This is a genomic window from Dyadobacter soli, assembly GCF_900101885.1.
GTDB classification, from domain to species: Bacteria; Bacteroidota; Bacteroidia; order Cytophagales; family Spirosomataceae; genus Dyadobacter; species Dyadobacter soli.
Genome location: NZ_FNAN01000005.1, coordinates 349,845 through 366,861, shown reverse-complemented (window position 1 = coordinate 366,861; position 17,017 = coordinate 349,845). Strand labels below are relative to the sequence as shown.

At 49.7% G+C, this 17,017-nt stretch carries 15 protein-coding genes; 1 reads left to right on the top strand and 14 read right to left on the bottom strand.

The window, feature by feature from the left end; translation table 11 throughout:
• Positions 1-39 precede the first annotated feature (39 nt).
• The 8 genes from BLQ88_RS09950 to BLQ88_RS09915 all read right to left on the bottom strand — a co-directional run bounded on the left by BLQ88_RS09950 (position 40) and on the right by BLQ88_RS09915 (position 11,493).
• Positions 40-2,802, bottom strand: coding sequence for a 2-oxoglutarate dehydrogenase E1 component (locus BLQ88_RS09950; protein ID WP_090148848.1), 2,763 nt, complete (start codon positions 2,800-2,802; stop codon positions 40-42).
• Positions 2,803-2,915: 113 nt separating this feature from the next.
• Complete coding sequence (locus BLQ88_RS09945) at positions 2,916-3,845, bottom strand: PorP/SprF family type IX secretion system membrane protein (RefSeq protein ID WP_090148847.1); 930 nt, start codon at positions 3,843-3,845, stop codon at positions 2,916-2,918.
• Positions 3,846-3,943: 98 nt separating this feature from the next.
• Positions 3,944-7,159, bottom strand: a complete 3,216-nt coding sequence (locus BLQ88_RS09940) for a hypothetical protein (RefSeq protein WP_090148845.1) — start codon at positions 7,157-7,159, stop codon at positions 3,944-3,946.
• A 16-nt stretch (positions 7,160-7,175) separates the two neighbouring features.
• Positions 7,176-8,246, bottom strand: a complete 1,071-nt coding sequence (locus BLQ88_RS09935) for an NAD(P)/FAD-dependent oxidoreductase (RefSeq protein WP_090148843.1) — start codon at positions 8,244-8,246, stop codon at positions 7,176-7,178.
• A 1-nt stretch (position 8,247) separates the two neighbouring features.
• Positions 8,248-8,958 carry a (d)CMP kinase gene (gene cmk / locus BLQ88_RS09930; RefSeq protein ID WP_090148841.1) on the bottom strand — a complete coding sequence of 237 codons (711 nt, stop codon included), beginning with the start codon at positions 8,956-8,958 and terminating at the stop codon, positions 8,248-8,250.
• A 46-nt stretch (positions 8,959-9,004) separates the two neighbouring features.
• Positions 9,005-9,520 (bottom strand): GNAT family N-acetyltransferase, encoded by a 516-nt coding sequence (locus BLQ88_RS09925; protein ID WP_090148839.1) that lies wholly within the window; start codon positions 9,518-9,520, stop codon positions 9,005-9,007.
• A 6-nt stretch (positions 9,521-9,526) separates the two neighbouring features.
• Positions 9,527-10,114: a LutC/YkgG family protein gene (locus tag BLQ88_RS09920; protein WP_090148836.1), complete on the bottom strand. Its 588-nt coding sequence runs from the start codon at positions 10,112-10,114 to the stop codon at positions 9,527-9,529.
• A gap of 2 nt (positions 10,115-10,116) precedes the next feature.
• Entirely contained in the window at positions 10,117-11,493 is a 1,377-nt protein-coding gene (locus tag BLQ88_RS09915) for a lactate utilization protein B (RefSeq protein ID WP_090148834.1), read from the bottom strand.
• 240 nt (positions 11,494-11,733) lie between these two features.
• Here BLQ88_RS09915 and BLQ88_RS09910 point away from each other — a divergent pair, with 240 nt between their 5' ends.
• Complete coding sequence (locus tag BLQ88_RS09910; RefSeq protein ID WP_090148833.1) at positions 11,734-12,129, top strand: T9SS type A sorting domain-containing protein; 396 nt, start codon at positions 11,734-11,736, stop codon at positions 12,127-12,129.
• Positions 12,130-12,221: 92 nt separating this feature from the next.
• On the opposite strand, the gene BLQ88_RS09905 is transcribed toward BLQ88_RS09910, so the two are convergent.
• The 6 genes from BLQ88_RS09905 to BLQ88_RS09880 form a co-directional block, all read right to left on the bottom strand.
• Positions 12,222-13,001, bottom strand: coding sequence for a (Fe-S)-binding protein (locus BLQ88_RS09905; RefSeq protein ID WP_090148831.1), 780 nt, complete (start codon positions 12,999-13,001; stop codon positions 12,222-12,224).
• Between the two features lie 3 nt (positions 13,002-13,004).
• Complete coding sequence (locus BLQ88_RS09900; protein WP_229212648.1) at positions 13,005-13,787, bottom strand: endonuclease/exonuclease/phosphatase family protein; 783 nt, start codon at positions 13,785-13,787, stop codon at positions 13,005-13,007.
• 37 nt (positions 13,788-13,824) lie between these two features.
• Entirely contained in the window at positions 13,825-14,154 is a 330-nt protein-coding gene (locus BLQ88_RS09895) for an L-rhamnose mutarotase (RefSeq protein WP_090148830.1), read from the bottom strand.
• 8 nt (positions 14,155-14,162) lie between these two features.
• Complete coding sequence (locus BLQ88_RS09890) at positions 14,163-14,993, bottom strand: amidohydrolase family protein (RefSeq protein WP_090148828.1); 831 nt, start codon at positions 14,991-14,993, stop codon at positions 14,163-14,165.
• A gap of 3 nt (positions 14,994-14,996) precedes the next feature.
• Positions 14,997-15,860 (bottom strand): fumarylacetoacetate hydrolase family protein, encoded by an 864-nt coding sequence (locus BLQ88_RS09885; RefSeq protein ID WP_090148827.1) that lies wholly within the window; start codon positions 15,858-15,860, stop codon positions 14,997-14,999.
• Positions 15,861-16,035: 175 nt separating this feature from the next.
• Positions 16,036-16,809, bottom strand: a complete 774-nt coding sequence (locus tag BLQ88_RS09880; protein WP_090148825.1) for an SDR family NAD(P)-dependent oxidoreductase — start codon at positions 16,807-16,809, stop codon at positions 16,036-16,038.
• Positions 16,810-17,017: the final 208 nt, after the last annotated feature.

Below are 17,017 nucleotides of genomic sequence, written 5' to 3'. Positions count from 1 at the left end.
CAATCTTGTTATCGAATTATGTCAAAAATTATAGGAATATCATTCAAAAGCCCTGTTGATGATTTCCGCTTGCTCCTTCGTATGGATTTTTGAGAAACCTGTCGAAGGCGAAGCGCTCGGTTCACGGGCGATGACCTGCAATGGCTTCACGCCTTTGTACATGCGGAGCATGAACGTCCAGCCACCCATATTGAAAGGTTCTTCCTGTACCCAATAAACAGCGGCATTTTCGTACTGGCTCAGGTGCGCGTCGATCTGCGTTTGCGGGAACGGATGCATTTGTTCCAGACGAATGATCGCCACGTCGTCGCGTTTGTCGGCTTGCTGTCTTTCGTACAACTCATAGTACAGCTTACCGGTACACAGCAACACTTTCTTCACCTTTTTCGGATCTGCATAAGTATCGCCGATGGTTTCCTGGAATGAACCGCTCACTAAGCTGTCTATCGGGGAAACGCAAAGCGGGTGACGCAGCATCGATTTCGGCGACATCACGATCAACGGCTTGCGGAACGGGAACTTCAACTGCCTGCGGAGCAAGTGGAAGAAGTTGGCCGGCGTGGTCACATTCGCCACAATAATGTTATAGTTGGCCGAAAGTTGCAGGTAACGCTCCGGACGCGCATTGGAATGCTCCGGTCCCTGGCCTTCGTAGCCGTGTGGCAGCAACATTACCAAGCCTGTCCAACGATCCCATTTGGTTTCGCTGGATGTTACAAACTGGTCGATGATCACCTGGGTACCATTCGCAAAGTCACCAAACTGTGCTTCCCAGATCACCAATGCATTCGGGTTAGCCATCGAGTAACCGAATTCAAAACCTAATACCCCGTACTCCGAAAGCAGTGAGTTGTAGATCATGAACTGGCCCTGGCCTTCCTGAATGTGCTGCAAACTGTTGTAAGCCGCATTGGTCTCCACATCGCGTAATACCGCGTGACGGTGCGAGAATGTACCGCGCTGCACATCCTGGCCGCTCAAACGGACGATATTACCTTCCGAAAGGATCGAACCATAGGCGAGCAACTCGGCAGTAGCCCAGTTTACTTCCTTTTTATCGAAGATCATTTGCTCACGGTCTTTGAGCAACTTGTCGATCTGTTTCAATCTGTTGAAATTCTCAGGCGTGCTGATCAGCGCTTTACCAATCTTTTCCAGCTCTTCCAAAGGCACACCGGTTTCAGGAGATTTCTCAAAATCCTCCGGTTTGGATTTACGCAGCGTATGCCATTCCTGTTCCAGTTTCGGCATGGTGTATGGCAATGCTTTCTGCTTCACCATATCGAGGCGCTCCTGCAACAATTGCTTGAACTCCTTGTCCATATTAGCCGCAAGCTGCGCATCTACGTCGCCGCGGTCTGCCAGTGTTTTCTGGTAGATTTCACGCGGATTCTGATGGTTCTCGATCGATTTGTACAGAACCGGCTGCGTAAATTTCGGTTCGTCCGCCTCGTTATGTCCGTGACGGCGGTAGCAAACCATATCAATGAAAATATCCTTGTTGAATTTCTGGCGGTATTCCACCGCGAGGCGCATACAATACACCACTGCCTCCGGATCGTCACCATTCACGTGCAATACAGGTGCATCCACGATTTTGGCGATATCCGTACAGTAAATCGACGAACGCGCATCTACGAAGTCGGTAGTAAAACCAACCTGGTTGTTGATCACGAAATGGATGGTACCACCGGTGTAGTAGCCATTCAATGCCGACATTTGGGTCACCTCGTAAACGATACCCTGGCCAGCCACAGCCGCATCACCGTGGATCAACACAGGCAATACGCGGTCGTAATCGCTGTCGTACATACCGTCGGCACGGGCGCGGATGTAACCTTCAACCACCGGGTTCACCGCTTCAAGGTGCGATGGGTTCGGTGCCAATTTCAGGTGTACGTTATTGCCTTCTTTGGTCGTGATCTGGCTCGCGAAACCCATGTGGTATTTCACGTCGCCATCACCCCAAACCTGGTCGGGCAGGTTACCTTCGAATTCGTTGAAGATCTGTCCGTAAGTTTTCTGCATGATGTTCGCGAGCACGTTCAGGCGGCCGCGGTGCGCCATACCGATCATCACTTCCACCACACCCATTTCAGCGGCTTTGTTGATCATCGCATCGAGTGCGGGGATCGTCGTTTCACCACCTTCCAGCGAGAAGCGTTTCTGGCCGAGGTATTTGGTATGCAGGAAGTTTTCAAAAACAACGGCTTCGTTGAGTTTTGAAAGAATGTGTTTTTTCTCATCGATCGAGAAAGACATTGTCAATGCTTCCTTTTCGATTTTCTTACGCAACCAGCTTTTCTGCTCGCGGTCACGGATGTAGAGGTATTCGAAACCGATATTTCTTGCATAGATCGTCTGCAATGCATCCACGATCTCGCGCAAGGTGGCCGGACGATCAAAGACCTCAACACCGGCTTCAAAAACAGTATCGAGGTCTTCGGATCCCAGGTTAAAATCAGCAATGTCCAATTGCGGACGGCGGTCTTTCCTTTTCTGGATCGGGTTCGTCGTCGCCAGGAGGTGTCCCCTCGACCTATATCCACGGATCAAATGCACCACTTCCATTTCCTTGCGGATGCGTGCAGGATCTGTTTTCCCGGCTACCGCAGCTTCTTTGCCGTTGGCAGCGCCATTCGCACGTCCGTTGCCGTTAACCGGATATTTTTGATAAAAATCATAACCTTCAAAAAACTTCTGCCAGCCTTCATCTACGGAAGCTGGATCTTGCTTATAGGAATTGTACAATTCATCGATATAAGCGGCGTCGGAATTTGCTATATAAGTGTATTTATCCATCACAAAAGTGAGTATTTCATTTACGGGACAAAGGTACGAGAGTTATGTAAAGATTACGAATAAAAATATCCTTTTAACTTAACCTGAAAGTCGATTTGGAAAGGTTCTTGACATCAGAATTTCTGAAAACCTTTGGGATTCGGAATAAATTTCAGCATGAGCTCGTGGATTCCTTTGGGTCCCGAATAGGATGCGTAGATCTGTTCCACCTGCCGGGTACTGTAAAAATACCCCAGCCGCACATTTCTTCCCAGCTGAACCTCAGCCGTTAACTGTAAATAATCCACTTTTGCCGATAAAGAATTGTACCCGCCTCCCACACGGTAAGACGCGCCCAATCCTACTTTCTCCCTGAACCAGAACCGCGAACCGAAGTCAAATCTCAGCTTGTGGTCTTTCTCCTGTACAAACAACACATGCGGCAGCATCATCACATCTTCGCTCAATGCATGGCTTCCGCCCGCCGTAATGTAGAGCGGCCGGCGGTACAATGTGCCCACGATCTGGTCGCCGAACTTCTGTGACAACACTTCCGGCTTGGAAACACCAAAATACAGGTTGTCCGACCGCAGCCAGGCTCCCAGCCCGAAACTACCCAGCGCACGGTTGTTACCAATGGACGTGCCGTCCGAAACGGGCAGCACGTTGATCCCACCCTGCGCGCCGAGGCCAAGTTTCCAGGTGTCCGACAAGCCCAAATGAAATGCGAATGAGCCTACAAAGCCGGTGGTCGTGAAATAGCTCGTCTGGTCATTCAATGCCTGGAAGCCTATTCCAAACTTACCGTTCGCAACCGTTCCATCGGCGGCGAAGGTTTGGCTGGTGGGGGAATTAGGGATGTTGAACCACTTCCTGCGAAACATCGCAGTCATATTAAAATCCTCGCGTACGCCCGTAAAGCCGGGGTTGATCGACATCGGATTCTGAACATACTGTTCATACAGCACTTCCCGTTGCGCAATTGCGGTAGTAAAGCTGCCTATTAATAATGTACCCGCAAGAATGATCTTTCTTGAATAGTGATGTGTGGTTTTTAAAAGCATAGCACTGAATTTGGGTTATTTAAACAAAAATGGCAGGAGAGTCAGTCTCTTGCCATCTTGAAAACTCTTGAATATTACTTTTTTACTGCCGGGTCAGATCAAAAATCGTAACCCAGTGTTACGTAAGGAATTGGCTTGTTAGTATAACCGTTATCAACGCCCCACGCATAATCAAATTTGGCATAGAAGCCGAACAGCGTCGTCCTCACACCGGCACCGTAACCCATCAGGTAAGGGTTTTTGTAATTGGTAACCGTTGCCCGGAACGTGCCGCTCGGGTCTGTGATGATCTGCGTATTGAGGCTGTTGTTTTCGCTGAATGGCCCTTTACCCGTCCAGGCAGTACCAATGTCCCCGAAACCGACGATCTGGAAGTTGCGCAGGAAGCTCGATGTAATGGCGCCGCGGTAAAGGTATTTCACCAGCGGGATTCTCAACTCGGCATTCACCAGCATATAACTTGTACCCGACAATCTGTTGAGTTTAAAACCGCGCAGGTTCGTAGCGAAATCGGCGAAGAAAATATCGCGGTTGTCGCGCTGGAAGTTCAGCGGGTTATCGCCGGTGCGGTTTTCTTTGCGGTTACCGAGCCAGTTTTCCATACCGCCAAGGATATTCTGCTTAGGCGCCCGTCCGCCGGAATGGCTGGCTGCCGCACGCACCGCGAGGATCAGGTCGCGGTGGATTTTCTGGTAATGGCGGAAGTCGAGGCTCACGCGGTTGAAGCTCTCATTGCCATTGCTCAAACCCTGGTACAGGTCGTAACGCAGCTTGAAACGCGTTCCTTCCATCATATTCATCCCGTTCACACGGGTATTATCGAACACAAATTCGCTGCGGAGGCCACCGTAGTTCGAAGACAAATCCGGATTAGGCAGCAGCACGTCGATCATTCTCGTGGACGTGAACATCGGCGATACCGAGAGGCGGCTCGTAGTCGAAAATGGATACGATGCCGTGAACATCAGCTGGTTGAAGCGATATTTCTGGATCAATCCTTCCGAATCGTTGTAAAGTGTCTTTCTGTCAACGCGCAAACCGAAGTCGACACGGTAGGTATTGTTATTGTACTCCGCGAACAGGTCGCTGTTCCTGAAATTGGAAGAGATAAAGATCCCCGCTTTAATGACGTGGTTTTCGAGCAAATCATTCATCGAAATGGATTGCGCATAACCAAATCCACGAATCGGATCGATACGCCAGTCGGAACTCGCGTCATTCGTGATAAACAAGCCTTTGTAGTTGTAAGGCCCTTTGATCGCGATGTTTTCACGGACAGCCTTCGTGCGCGAAGCTACGCCAGGCGTGGTCGGGAAGTTGCCGCGGGTCCTTCTCGATTCAAATGCTTTCAAAACATCTTCGTCGAATTCATAATTGTCGGTATCGACCTCGCCCTCTTTCAAAGCCAGTTTTTTCGGTTGATCCGCCAGCGTTCCTTTGGCAGCCGAATCGGTTTTTACCGCATTGGCAGGAGCGGCATTGCTTGCAGTACCCGCGCTAGCCACGCTCAACGACGGCGGATTCACAGTCGCATTGATATCGAACCCATTTTTGAAAGCGGCGGTGTAGTAGCCATCATTCAAATAGGTGTAAGCCAATGCGCCGCCGGCAGCTTTCACATTCACATCCGCATTTCGGATATTCTGAATGTAGTTGGTCAGCTGTGAGCTGGTTTGTGAAGCACGGTTGTATTTGTAAAGATTATTAACGCCCTTACCATTTGAAAGGTAAACAATGTCATTTTCATCGGCATATACCGGTGTTACCTTGGCCTTTCCTTCCGACTCTACCAGCTTGACGATGTTTTCAGATCTCGGCGTGCCATCGTGCTCAAAAATAGTGTACGAAGGCGCGATGGATTTGAAACTGCCTTTATCTCCCCTACCCAGCGAATCGACCGGTCTGTTGGAAGAAAAAACAACGCGGCGCGACGAGCCCTGAACAAAGCGTGGCGAAAGGTCATCGTAAAGGTCATTCGTCAGCGGCAATGCGGAAGCACGGGCCACGCTGATCAGGAAAATGTCGTTCTGGCCAGCCTTATCCGCGCTCACAGTGAGCATCGAACCGTCATGCGACACGTCCATGTCTACAATCTGGTCCAATCCACGGATGTTCCGTTTCGTTTTGATTTTGATCTTTTTAGTACCTACATTTTCATATCTGTACAAATTTTTCTTGTCGTTCTCGTTGGCAAGAATGGTCAGCTCATTGTTTCTCGACCAGCCCAAAAGCGGTGGCTGCGTTTTCTGACGACCACCGATAATATCGAGCTTACCCTGGCGGATCACTTTCTTGGAACCCGACTCACTATCAAACAAATACACCCGGTAGCGGCCGTTTTTAATCTCGCTCACCGCCGTGAATTTCTTGTCCGGGGAGACTTTGATCACCGCGCTGGCGTCGGTCACATTGAATTCATTCAGCTTGTACTTCCAGGTCGGATTGGGCTCGGTGTAAAACTGCTCTGCATTCTTTGATTGGTTCAGATAATAGGCCCGCCAGTCGCGCAGGAAGCGGTTGTAGGATTGTACACCAAGCGTGCTGGTAATACTCGTCTGCTCGGTGCGGATAATGCGGGTGAGGTTGAGGATATCGGAAATCTTGTCCTTTCCGTAGCGCTCCGCAATGTAATTCCAGATCGAATGCCCGATCAGCGTCGCGTCGTCGCCTGTCATGAGCGTAGGCTTGCGGATGTTGCGGTTTTTGAAGAAATCACGCATGTAGTCGTTCAGCTCCGGCGACCAGCCTTCGGCAATGTAAGCCGCCGTTCCCGACATAAACCATTCCGGCAATGTAAGCAGCAATGAGCTTTGCAATGCCTCCTTCATATTACCGCCGTACAGCATGTCGTACACGAAAAGAAGGCTGATATCCCGCACCAGTTTTTTGCGGAAACCGATCTGATCGCCTGTATACGCCACCTCCACGCGCGATTGCGAGAGGTTCAGTTTCTGATCCGAAAGGTTATCAAGCACCGAAAGGCCCATATTGCTCTGTTCCAGCTCAGCCGGTGAATTGTACAGGAATATTTTTACACGATTGTAGGGCGTCCAGCCAAGTACGTCGGTGATTTTATCGAATTCGCTTTCCGCGTATTGCGCCGTCAGCTTTGCAAGCGCGGTACCGCCCTGATAATGGTAGATTTCGAAGTTAGTGGTGCGGAATATTTTCCAGTTGAACTTCTTATACTGGACGCGGTTCTTTCCAAAAGTCTCCTGTGAAGGATAGCGCTGTGCTATTGAGTCATTGAATAATCCAAAAACTACTAAAAGACCGATCGAAAAGGTTAATGTGTAAATATATCTTTTGCTCATATTGCTTAGGCTGACGTCAACGGAAATATAACGAAAAATACCTTTTTATATTCACTAGCGGGTTCAATTCTTTGCCGTAAATCAGGTGGTTACAAAACTCTTTTGCGAGAAAAGGCGCCAGTGTAACACCCTTTGTACCTAACCCATTGAAAATAGACACATTAGAAAACTCCGGATGGATACCGATCAGTGGCCGGCGGTCGCGTACGGATGGGCGAATGCCTGCCTGCGCGCCGTTCAGTGTGTAACCGGTACTTAGCAATGCCTGCAATTTGGCTTCCAGCTCCGCTGTTGCGGCCTTGGTCGCCTCCCAATCGAGCGGGTCCCAGGAGTAGGTAGCTCCTACTTTCATCCTATTTTCCGTCAACGGCAATGCGAATATGCCCTGATTTATAATGTACGGTTTAATAGGAACGTCCGGAGCTATTTCCAGGATTTGTCCTTTTACCGGTGTAAATGGCAGCCAGTTGAACCAGCTGTTTTCCAATGCAAAAAAACCCTGGCAGAACACGACCGTTTTGAACCGCTTACCCTGCCATTCGATCCCCGCTTCCGTTCTCAAAAGCTGGGCCGGATCAAACGCGGTTTCTGTGTATAATTTTTTTTCCTCAAAATACGTCCGGCTGGCATCCAGCAACGTAGGCAGGTCGATCCAGCCCGATTGGACTACTTCCAAACCGCCATATTGCGCATTCACATAAGGCATCTCGCTTGCCGGATCGGGCGTGGTGGCGATGTACGGACTGATCGCCGGGTCTGCGGTTTGCGCCAGGTAAGTATTCTGCTCCTCAATGGATCGGAAGGGCCGGTAAATAGAAGTAAGGTGCATTAATTTACGACCCAACCGCTGTTCCAGGTTGCCGTAAAATGTTCGCGCGTAAGGAAACAGGTCATCGGCGAGCCAGGTTTTGACCAGCTTTTTACCCGTCAAAGGATTGAAAATTCCCGCCGCGACGCGTGAAGAAGAAGGCATTGAAGAATCGCCGACGATCTGAAAGCTTTTCCCCGAATCATGCAAGTGCCAGGCAACGGAAGTGCCTCCTATCCCCTGCCCTATGATGAGATATTCGTAGTCAAAATGCTGCATATCAGGCATTATCGGCAGCGCGACGTCTGAGTGATAACCCGATTTGTTCGTCGGCCAGGCGCACCACCACTTCCACCTGCTCGTCGAGGGTCATAAAGGAATTATCAATGTAAATGGCATCCTCTGCCTGCCGGAGCGGACTTTCGGTGCGGGTAGTGTCAATATAATCGCGGGTTTTGAGGTTTTCCAGGATCTGACCGAGGTCGACGATGTCGCCTTTTTCCATCAATTCCAGCTGGCGGCGGTGCGCACGGATCATCGGGTCGGCGGTCATGAAAATTTTCAGCTCAGCGTGCGGAAATACGACGGTACCGATATCACGGCCATCCATTACAATGCCTTTCGTCTTGCCCATTCGCTGCTGCTGCGCTACCAATGCATGCCGCACCTCGGCGATCGCGCTTACCTCGCTCACTTTCTCAGAAACATACATTTTCCGGATCTCGTCCTCGACATTCAGCCCGTTCAGATACGTATCGTTGCGGCCGAGTTCCGGGTGCCGGCGGAAGGAAATATGCACTTTGGATAATGCATTTTCAATTTCCTTTGGATTGGTAAGACTAATATGATTCTGGATAAAATACAGGGTAACGGCCCTGTACATCGCGCCGGTGTCGATGTAAGGGTAATTCAATTGCTTGGCAACCAGTTTCGCTGTCGTGGATTTCCCACAACTCGAATAACCGTCGATCGCAACGATAATTTTGGGCATATTGGAAAGTGTAATTTTACAGATCGTAAAAATACATTTTTAAAGCTCATTCCCCGGCTAGCTTTACAAACAAATGTTCGTCCAGCACCTGGTCATTTTTGGTAATGGCCTTGCGGTGAATAGCTTCGAGTTTGTAACCGGCTTTTTCCAACACCCGCATCGAAGCCAGGTTGGTTTCAAATACGCCTGCGTACAGCCTTGTAATGCTGGTATTGGCAAAAATCCAGTCGGTCATCTGCACCACCGCGGCGGTGGTAATATTAAGCCCCCAGTAAGGTTCGCCGAGCCAGTAGCCGATCTCGGCATTATTGCGGTGAATGTCTTCCTGGCGCAGCACGCCAATTCCACCCACAAACTCATCATCATAATAGATCGCCCGGTGAAAGCTCTCGGCATTGTTGCGCCCGTTACAGAAATCGATCCAGTAATGGGCGTCGGAAAGCGTATAAGGTGAAGGAAAATTATCCCTCACCTGCGCCACTACATTCTTGTTATTGGCCAACTGCGCCAGCCTTTCGGCAATATTTCTTGTGAACGGTCTGAGTGTTACCTGTTGGTCCATACAAAACTATTCGCCTTCCAGCAGGAAGATCACCATGCTGCGCGCCCCGTGCGCGCCGATGACCAGCGATTGCTCAATATCCGCAGTTTTTGACGGACCTGCAATAAAACAGCCCCACCCCAACGTGTCCTGCAAGCGCACGTACGCCTCATGCATATTGTTCACGAGCGCGTTACGCGGGATCACGAATGCGAGATTTTGTGTAATGAATGGCAGCACGCGATGCGGCAAATACTGGTCCGAAATCCAGACCGCCCCATTTTCAGCCACACCAAACTCGGCTTGCACAATAGCGATTTCGACGGTTTCCAGCTCGTGCGGATCGGAAACATTGAGGCTAAAATCCGCCCAGGCGCTCAATGCGGGAATGGTGGTAGCCCGGTTCACGACGCCTTTGTACAGCTCCTCCGCTTTCAGTGCGAGTTCTTCCGCGTTTTTTACCACGATAACTTCCGTATAAATCAACGAAAGCATTTCGCGGAATTTGTCTTCGGTATTTTCAAAATGGCTGGCAAAAGTGGTTACCGGCGGCAGCGCCACTTCCTCGGGTTTATTCTGCCTGATCTGGCCTAAAATTCTATCTCGTGAGCTCATAATCAATTCTTTCTGTTACGCACGTACCAGTCGCGGAAGCTTTCCTTCGGCGGTTCGGGCATATCGCGCTGTTTGTACCAAGGGTTCAATCCATTGTTCACCATGAATGGCATCGCACGCATTACGGTCCGCCCCAGCCTGCCCGACCATTGGTAAAACCGCGGCGCAGCCAGCACCGTCGACATAGCACGGATACCGATTTCCTTGCTTTTGGGCACATGCCCTTCCTTCGCCAGCACCTGTCTCCATTTATACAACTGGTCGTGAATATCGATTTTCACCGGACATACATTCGAGCAGCTACCGCATAATGTACTCGCAAACGGCAAATCCGCATTTTTGGTCATATCCAAATTCGGCGCGAGGATCGAGCCTATCGGGCCGGCGACTGCATTATGGTAGCTATGTCCGCCGCTCCTGCGATAAACCGGGCAGGTATTCATGCACGCGCCGCAGCGGATGCATTTCAATGAATTCCTGAAATCCTTTCTGCCGAGTTGCGTACTCCTGCCATTATCCACTATTACAATGTGCATTTCCTGGCCTTCGCGCGGCTTTTTGAAATGGCTGCTGTAAGTGGTAATCGGCTGACCCGTAGCACTTCGCGCGAGCAAGCGCAGGAAAACGCCCAGATGCTCCTGCTTTGGAATAATCTTCTCAAAACCCATGCAGGCAATGTGAATATCGGCCAAATGCGCCCCCATATCGGCATTACCTTCGTTGGTGGATACTACAAAACCGCCGGTTTCAGCTACCGCGAAGTTGACGCCCGTCAATGCGGCTCTACGCGTCAGGAACTTGTCGCGCAAGTGCTGGCGGGCGGCTTCGGTGAGGTATTGCGGGTCGGTAGCGCCGGCGTCGGTACCCAAATGTTCATGGAAAAGATCGCCGATATCCTTCTTTTTCAAGTGGATCGCGGGCAGTACGATGTGGCTCGGCGGCTCATTGCGGAGCTGTACGATACGCTCGCCCAGGTCGGTGTCGATCACTTCGATGCCGTTCTTTTGGAGGAATTCATTCATGTGGCATTCCTCCGTTAGCATCGACTTGCTTTTCACCATCTTGTCGATCTTGTGCTGCTTCAAAAGCCCGAGTACAATCTCGTTATGCTCTGCCGCATTCGCCGCCCAATGGACCTGCACGCCGTTTTCCTTCGCTTTTTGTTCAAAAGAAATCAACAGCTCGTCGAGGTGCGAAAGCACATAATGCTTGATACCCGACGCTGCTTCGCGTAGTTCTTCCCATTCGGGCAGTTGTTTGGATGATTTATCGCGTTTCTGGCGCACGAACCACAAGGTCTCGTCGTGCCAGTTTACGTAAGGTTCGTCTCTGTTGAACACCTCGGAAGCGTCCGCGTGCTCCATTACTGTTTTGGACATAGCTGCCTTAACAATTAGATAATGGTATTTAAAGAAGAATAAGATTTGTACTTTTCACATCCGTTGCATTATTTCAAGTTTCGAGTTTGTTTAATAAACAACTTTTTACAAATCGAAAAAATGCTATTTTCTTGTATTGCAATATCTTATACTTTTGAATCAACAAAGTTTTTCGATCGGGGCATCGGAGTCTGAACTAAGTTCAGTTTAACTTTTTTTAGACATTAAATATTAACTCCTATGAAAACCAAAAACACTCTTATTATCGCAGCCATCACAGGTCTGCTTCTATCAGGATCGGCATTCGCTGCGAATGCTCAGGACAACTTCGCTACCTCAGACAAAACTGAAAACGCTTCTACCAAGCTGACCGTTCTGCAGGTTAAACCATTGCAATTCCGCGTTTCTTATAATAATCCTATTTCAAAAAATGTAGTAGTTCGTATTCTGGACAACGAGAAGAATGTGCTTTTCTCAGAAAACCGGAAAGTTGAGAACAACTACCTGAAATACTTCGATTTGTCAACTTTGATGGACGGTACCTACACGTTCGAAATCACGGATGGTAAAGAGAAGGCAGCACAATCGTTTGATATTTTGACTACAACCAGCCGCGCTGTTTCTTCAATCAATTAATAACGAGGCACTTCTCAGATTCCAGCCAGCGTGTAACGTCCGGCTTGCATTCAGGACGACACGCATTCCATAAACTTTGTATGAACCGGGGCTCAGTATGCGGGCTCCGGTTTTGGTTTTTTAATGCCTGCGTTCAGGATTTCAGCGATGTGCATTACCTGTACATTCGAATTTCCCCGTTTTAAAATGCCGCCCAAATGCATCAGGCAGCTCATATCGGAGCCAGTAATGTACTCCGCATTGTGGCGGATGTGATCGGCGACACGGTCCTTACCCATTTTCACGGATACCGCTTCCTCGCTCACACAAAACGTCCCGCCAAAGCCGCAGCATTCGTCCGTGCGGTCCAGGTCGATCAGCTCGATCCCTTTCACCTGCTTCAACAGCGATACCGGCTTGGAATAAGGCGCCGCATTCAGCTCCGACATTTGGGACAAATGCAACCCACGCTGCCCGTGGCAACCCTGGTGCAGCCCAACGCGATGCGGGAACTCCGCTTCAATGGTGTCTATTTTCAAAACATCGGTCAGGAATTCGACCAGTTCGTATACTTTCTTTCTGAGCACTTTCGATTCGCCGGCTTTGTTATCGGCCTTCAAATGGTCCTTAATGTGCAGCACGCAGCTTCCTGACGGCGATACCACGTAGTCGCAATCTTTGAAAATATCATAAAAAAGATTGTCGCATGAACGTGACAGGTGTTCGAATCCGGAGTTGGCCATCGGCTGGCCGCAGCAGGTCTGGTTCAGCGGAAATATGACTGTACAGCCCAGTTTTTCAAGTAATTCGAGTGTTGCGATCCCTACCTGCGGATAAAACTGATCAACATAGCAGGGAATAAATAATCCGACTTTCCAATTTGAGTAATTCATTTTCTACCAAAATTCAATGGTGGCCTGAATGGGATAGTGATCAGAAACGTCCGGATAATTTCGGATCACCTTGTAGTTTTTGATGCGTACCTTGTTGTTGAGCAAGGCAAAAATGTAATCGAGCCGGTCACCCGGTAAACCTTCGTTCCAGGTCTGCATCTGTGACCCGCGGGCAGCGTCCTGCCAGTTTCTGCGGAACGAAAAGTAAGGCTGTTCGTTCGGTCTTGCGCCCATATCCATCCCCAAAATCACGGGTTGGACGCTGTTGACGAGCATTTGATTTATGTAAGCGGCCTGCAATGCACGATCCATTACGGAGGCATATTCGAGCCGGGAGTTGCAAAACCGGAAGGTAACCGATCTCGACAGTCTGATCAATCCACATTGCAACACCTTCGGGTCTGCGCCGGCCGTTTTGGGCAAATGGATCACCTGCGTTTTCTCAAACGGCCATGTCGAAAGAATCCCCACGCCCTGCGTCCCGTTTTCGTTCGTGTCAGCCACGGCGTAAGAATAGTACATGCCCGTCTGCGCGGCGATCTGCCTGAGCTGGAACTGCACTTTCCCCTTATCCACCAGGCTGTCGACCGCCTGCAATGCGACCAGATCGGGGTCATTTTCCTTGATTATCCTTAAAATGTCCCTCAAATTCGACTCTTCGTCTACATTAAGGCCATGACGGATGTTGAAACTCATCAACTTCACTTCCACAGCCTGGCGGGGCTGCGACGAAAGCAATGTAAATGATAAGGCAAGGATGGATAATGCGTAAAGTAATCTATTCAACCTGTTCGAATGCTAGTTCATACTACGACCTTTCATCTCAGAGGGCAAATATCTGTTCCATTAAAACCCATTTTTCACCGGGTTTTGCGGTGGGTAATGCTTGCTGGTATTTCCACATGAGCTGCTCCCATTCCTGTACTTTGGGGTTGGAAGCATCCATTTGGGCCTTTGTTTCAAAATTGAAATCGTCTTCCGTTTCCATGATCATGAACAAGCGGTTGCCAATACGGTAAATGTCCATTACGGTAATGCCGGCATCGGTAATGCTCTTGTGGATCTCGGGCTGGATCTTTTTGTGGTACCCCTCGTACTCCGCGATCATTTGCGGGTCGTCCACCAGGTCTACGGCAAGACAATATCTTTTCATATTCGTAACTAAATATCGAGATTATAAAACCTTCTCGCATTGTTTCCCATCACGTCTCTGACCTCGTCGTCGGAGAACATGCTGAGGTAATCGGTCAAAATTCCTTTCGCGCCCTCGTACTCCCCCGCGACCAGGCATACCGGCCAGTCGGAGCCGTACATTATCCGCTCGGTGCCGAATGCTTCGAACACGACATCGAGATAAGGCCGGAAATCCGATTTCTCCCAATGCTGCCAATTGGCCTCGGTGACCACGCCGGATACTTTGCAATGCACATTGGGCAATTCGGCAAGTCGGCGGATATCGTCGGCCCAGGGTTGCAACTCCTGCGCTTTGATGAGCGGCTTGGCAATGTGGTCCAGCACGAAATGCACATTCGGCAGCTTTACTGCGAAGTTGAATGCTTCTTTCAACTGGTTTTGGTAAATGAGAATGTCGTACGTGAAGTCAAATGCAACCAGCGTGCCTACTCCCTTGATAAACTCGGGCTGCAACAGAAAACCTTCCGGCTGCCCCTGCGCTACGTGACGGAATCCTTTCAATTTTTCAAACTGCGAATACCTTTCGAGCTGATCGTAAAGATTCACCGCCCGAAGATCAACCCAGCCTACCACGCCTCTGACAAAATCGTTGGCTTCGGCCAAATGCAGCAAAAACTCCGTTTCGGCATCGTTCTGCGAAGCCTGCACGGCCACGCAGCCATCAACCTTATTGGCTTTGAGGACCGGCCAGAGGTCTTCCGGCAGGAAATTCCGCCGGATAACCTCCATTTCGGGCGTGATCCACGAATCACGTTCCTCGTCGAATATCCAGAAATGCTGGTGTGCGTCGACTACCATATATTAAACCGCCTTCCAGGCAATTGCTTCCTGCTTTTGCGACCCCAGTTTTTCAATACCTAATTCAACCACGTCGCCTGGTTTGAGATAAACCGGCGGCTTCATACCCAATCCTACGCCGGCTGGTGTACCCGTAGTGATCACATCTCCCGGAAGCAGCGTCATAAACTGACTCAGGTAGCTCACCAGGAAAGGAATCTGGAAAATCATGTCGGAAGTGTTGCTATCCTGGATTTTCTTGCCGTTCAATTCGAGCCACAAATCGAGGTCGTTGGCATTGCCTACTTCGTCGGAAGTGACGAGGTACGGGCCCAGCGGCGCGAATGTGTCGTTACTTTTACCTTTCACCCATTGCCCGCCGCGCTCCATTTGGAACGCCCGTTCCGAATAGTCGTTATGGACGGCATAACCTGCTACATAGTCCAATGCATTGGCTTCATCCACGTAACTCGTTTTCTTGCCGATTACCACAGCCAGTTCTACTTCCCAGTCGGTTTTCTCCGAATTTCTGGGGATAATCACCTGGTCGAAAGGCCCGCACAATGCGGAAGTGGATTTGAAGAAAATGATCGGCTCTTTCGGCAGTTCCGTCGCGCCGGATTCGTAGGCGTGTTTGGCATAATTCATACCAATGCAAACGATCTTGGAAGGACGCGCCACGCATGAGCCGTAGCGGAAACCGTCGGCTACTTTCGGCGCAGAAGCGGCATTACCTTCCAGCCAGCTCGCCAAACGGGCGATACCGTCGGTTGCGAAGAATTTCTCGTTATAATCTTCCCCGAATGCCGAAACATCCAGCTTTGTACCGTCGGCCAGCTCTACGCCGGGTTTTTCATTTTCAAATGCACCAAAACGAAATAGTTTCATGGAAAGGGATATTTGGGACGGGTAAGCTGTAAGCAATAGGCTATAAGCTGTAAGCCTTATGCTATTTGCACTCAATATTCTTCCGTCCTAATGATTAATGTATTTTAAATTATAACTAAACTAAATGTCGGCTGACCTTGCAAACCGCTCACAGCTTAAAGCTTGTAGCCTCCTCTCAATTATTCAATTTTTCAAAACCACCGTCGATCAGATAATCGCAACCGGTGATAAATCCTGCCTCGTCGGAGCAGAGGTACAGTGCCAATGCACCGATCTCCTCCGGTTTCGCCATCCTTCCGATAGGCTGTGTTTTCGACAGTTTTTCAAACATTTCCTGCTCTTTTCCAGGATAGTTTTTCGAAATAAAACCATCCACAAAAGGCGTGTGCACGCGAGCCGGCGAAATGCTGTTGCAACGGATACCTTCCGCCAGATAATCGCGGGCTACCGACAATGTCATGGAGTAAACCGCACCTTTTGCAGTAGAATAAGCAAAGCGGTCGGGTATTCCTACTGTTGCCGCAATGGATGCCATGTTCAAAATAACGCCGCCGCCGTTGGATTTCAAATGTGGGATGGTGGCCATCAGGCAGTTGTAAACGCCTTTGACGTTGATATTAATCACACGGTCGAAATCGATTTCGGAAGTCGTATCCGCCTTGCCGATATGCGCGATGCCGGCATTGTTGACGAGGATATTTATCGGGCGCTGTGCCGCGATGCTGTTGATAATGTTGACGACATCCGCCTGTTTGGAGATGTCCAGTGCGTGTGCCTCAGCCTGCCCGCCTTCCGCGGTGATTTCGCTCACCACCTGGTTGGCCAGGTCAATATTGAGTTCGAGAATGTGCACGTAAGCGCCCTGCTTCGCGAAAGTTTTGGAGATCGCCAATCCGATCCCGCTCGCTCCACCGGTCACCAGTGCTGTTTTTCCTGCTAAGTTGAACATAATTGGTTGGTCTAGTCCCAAGGCTGAAGCCTTGGGTTAATGATAGCTTCGTTTGTTTTTTGAGCAAGAGCTTTTGCTGCATTGCCTTGCTATGCTGTTACCAGCAATTCCTTTTGCTCCGGATCCGGGGGATAAAGCCCCCGGCAATGGATTGGCATTTTTCAGAATGCAACTTTTTAGCACTTTTTGCCTTGCTTCGCAAATGCCA

Bases quoted from the DNA above. Each gene is read 5' to 3' on its own strand.
- BLQ88_RS09940 (WP_090148845.1), bottom strand. From the start codon at position 7,159: ATGAGCAAAAGATATATTTACACATTAACCTTTTCGATCGGTCTTTTA.
- BLQ88_RS09945 (WP_090148847.1), bottom strand. From the start codon at position 3,845: ATGCTTTTAAAAACCACACATCACTATTCAAGAAAGATCATTCTTGCG.
- BLQ88_RS09915 (WP_090148834.1), bottom strand. From the start codon at position 11,493: ATGTCCAAAACAGTAATGGAGCACGCGGACGCTTCCGAGGTGTTCAAC.
- BLQ88_RS09925 (WP_090148839.1), bottom strand. From the start codon at position 9,520: ATGGACCAACAGGTAACACTCAGACCGTTCACAAGAAATATTGCCGAA.
- BLQ88_RS09950 (WP_090148848.1), bottom strand. From the start codon at position 2,802: ATGGATAAATACACTTATATAGCAAATTCCGACGCCGCTTATATCGAT.
- BLQ88_RS09890 (WP_090148828.1), bottom strand. From the start codon at position 14,993: ATGGTAGTCGACGCACACCAGCATTTCTGGATATTCGACGAGGAACGT.
- BLQ88_RS09910 (WP_090148833.1), top strand. From the start codon at position 11,734: ATGAAAACCAAAAACACTCTTATTATCGCAGCCATCACAGGTCTGCTT.
- BLQ88_RS09905 (WP_090148831.1), bottom strand. From the start codon at position 13,001: ATGAATTACTCAAATTGGAAAGTCGGATTATTTATTCCCTGCTATGTT.
- BLQ88_RS09885 (WP_090148827.1), bottom strand. From the start codon at position 15,860: ATGAAACTATTTCGTTTTGGTGCATTTGAAAATGAAAAACCCGGCGTA.
- BLQ88_RS09880 (WP_090148825.1), bottom strand. From the start codon at position 16,809: ATGTTCAACTTAGCAGGAAAAACAGCACTGGTGACCGGTGGAGCGAGC.
- cmk (WP_090148841.1), bottom strand. From the start codon at position 8,958: ATGCCCAAAATTATCGTTGCGATCGACGGTTATTCGAGTTGTGGGAAA.
- BLQ88_RS09935 (WP_090148843.1), bottom strand. From the start codon at position 8,246: ATGCAGCATTTTGACTACGAATATCTCATCATAGGGCAGGGGATAGGA.
- BLQ88_RS09920 (WP_090148836.1), bottom strand. From the start codon at position 10,114: ATGAGCTCACGAGATAGAATTTTAGGCCAGATCAGGCAGAATAAACCC.
- BLQ88_RS09895 (WP_090148830.1), bottom strand. From the start codon at position 14,154: ATGAAAAGATATTGTCTTGCCGTAGACCTGGTGGACGACCCGCAAATG.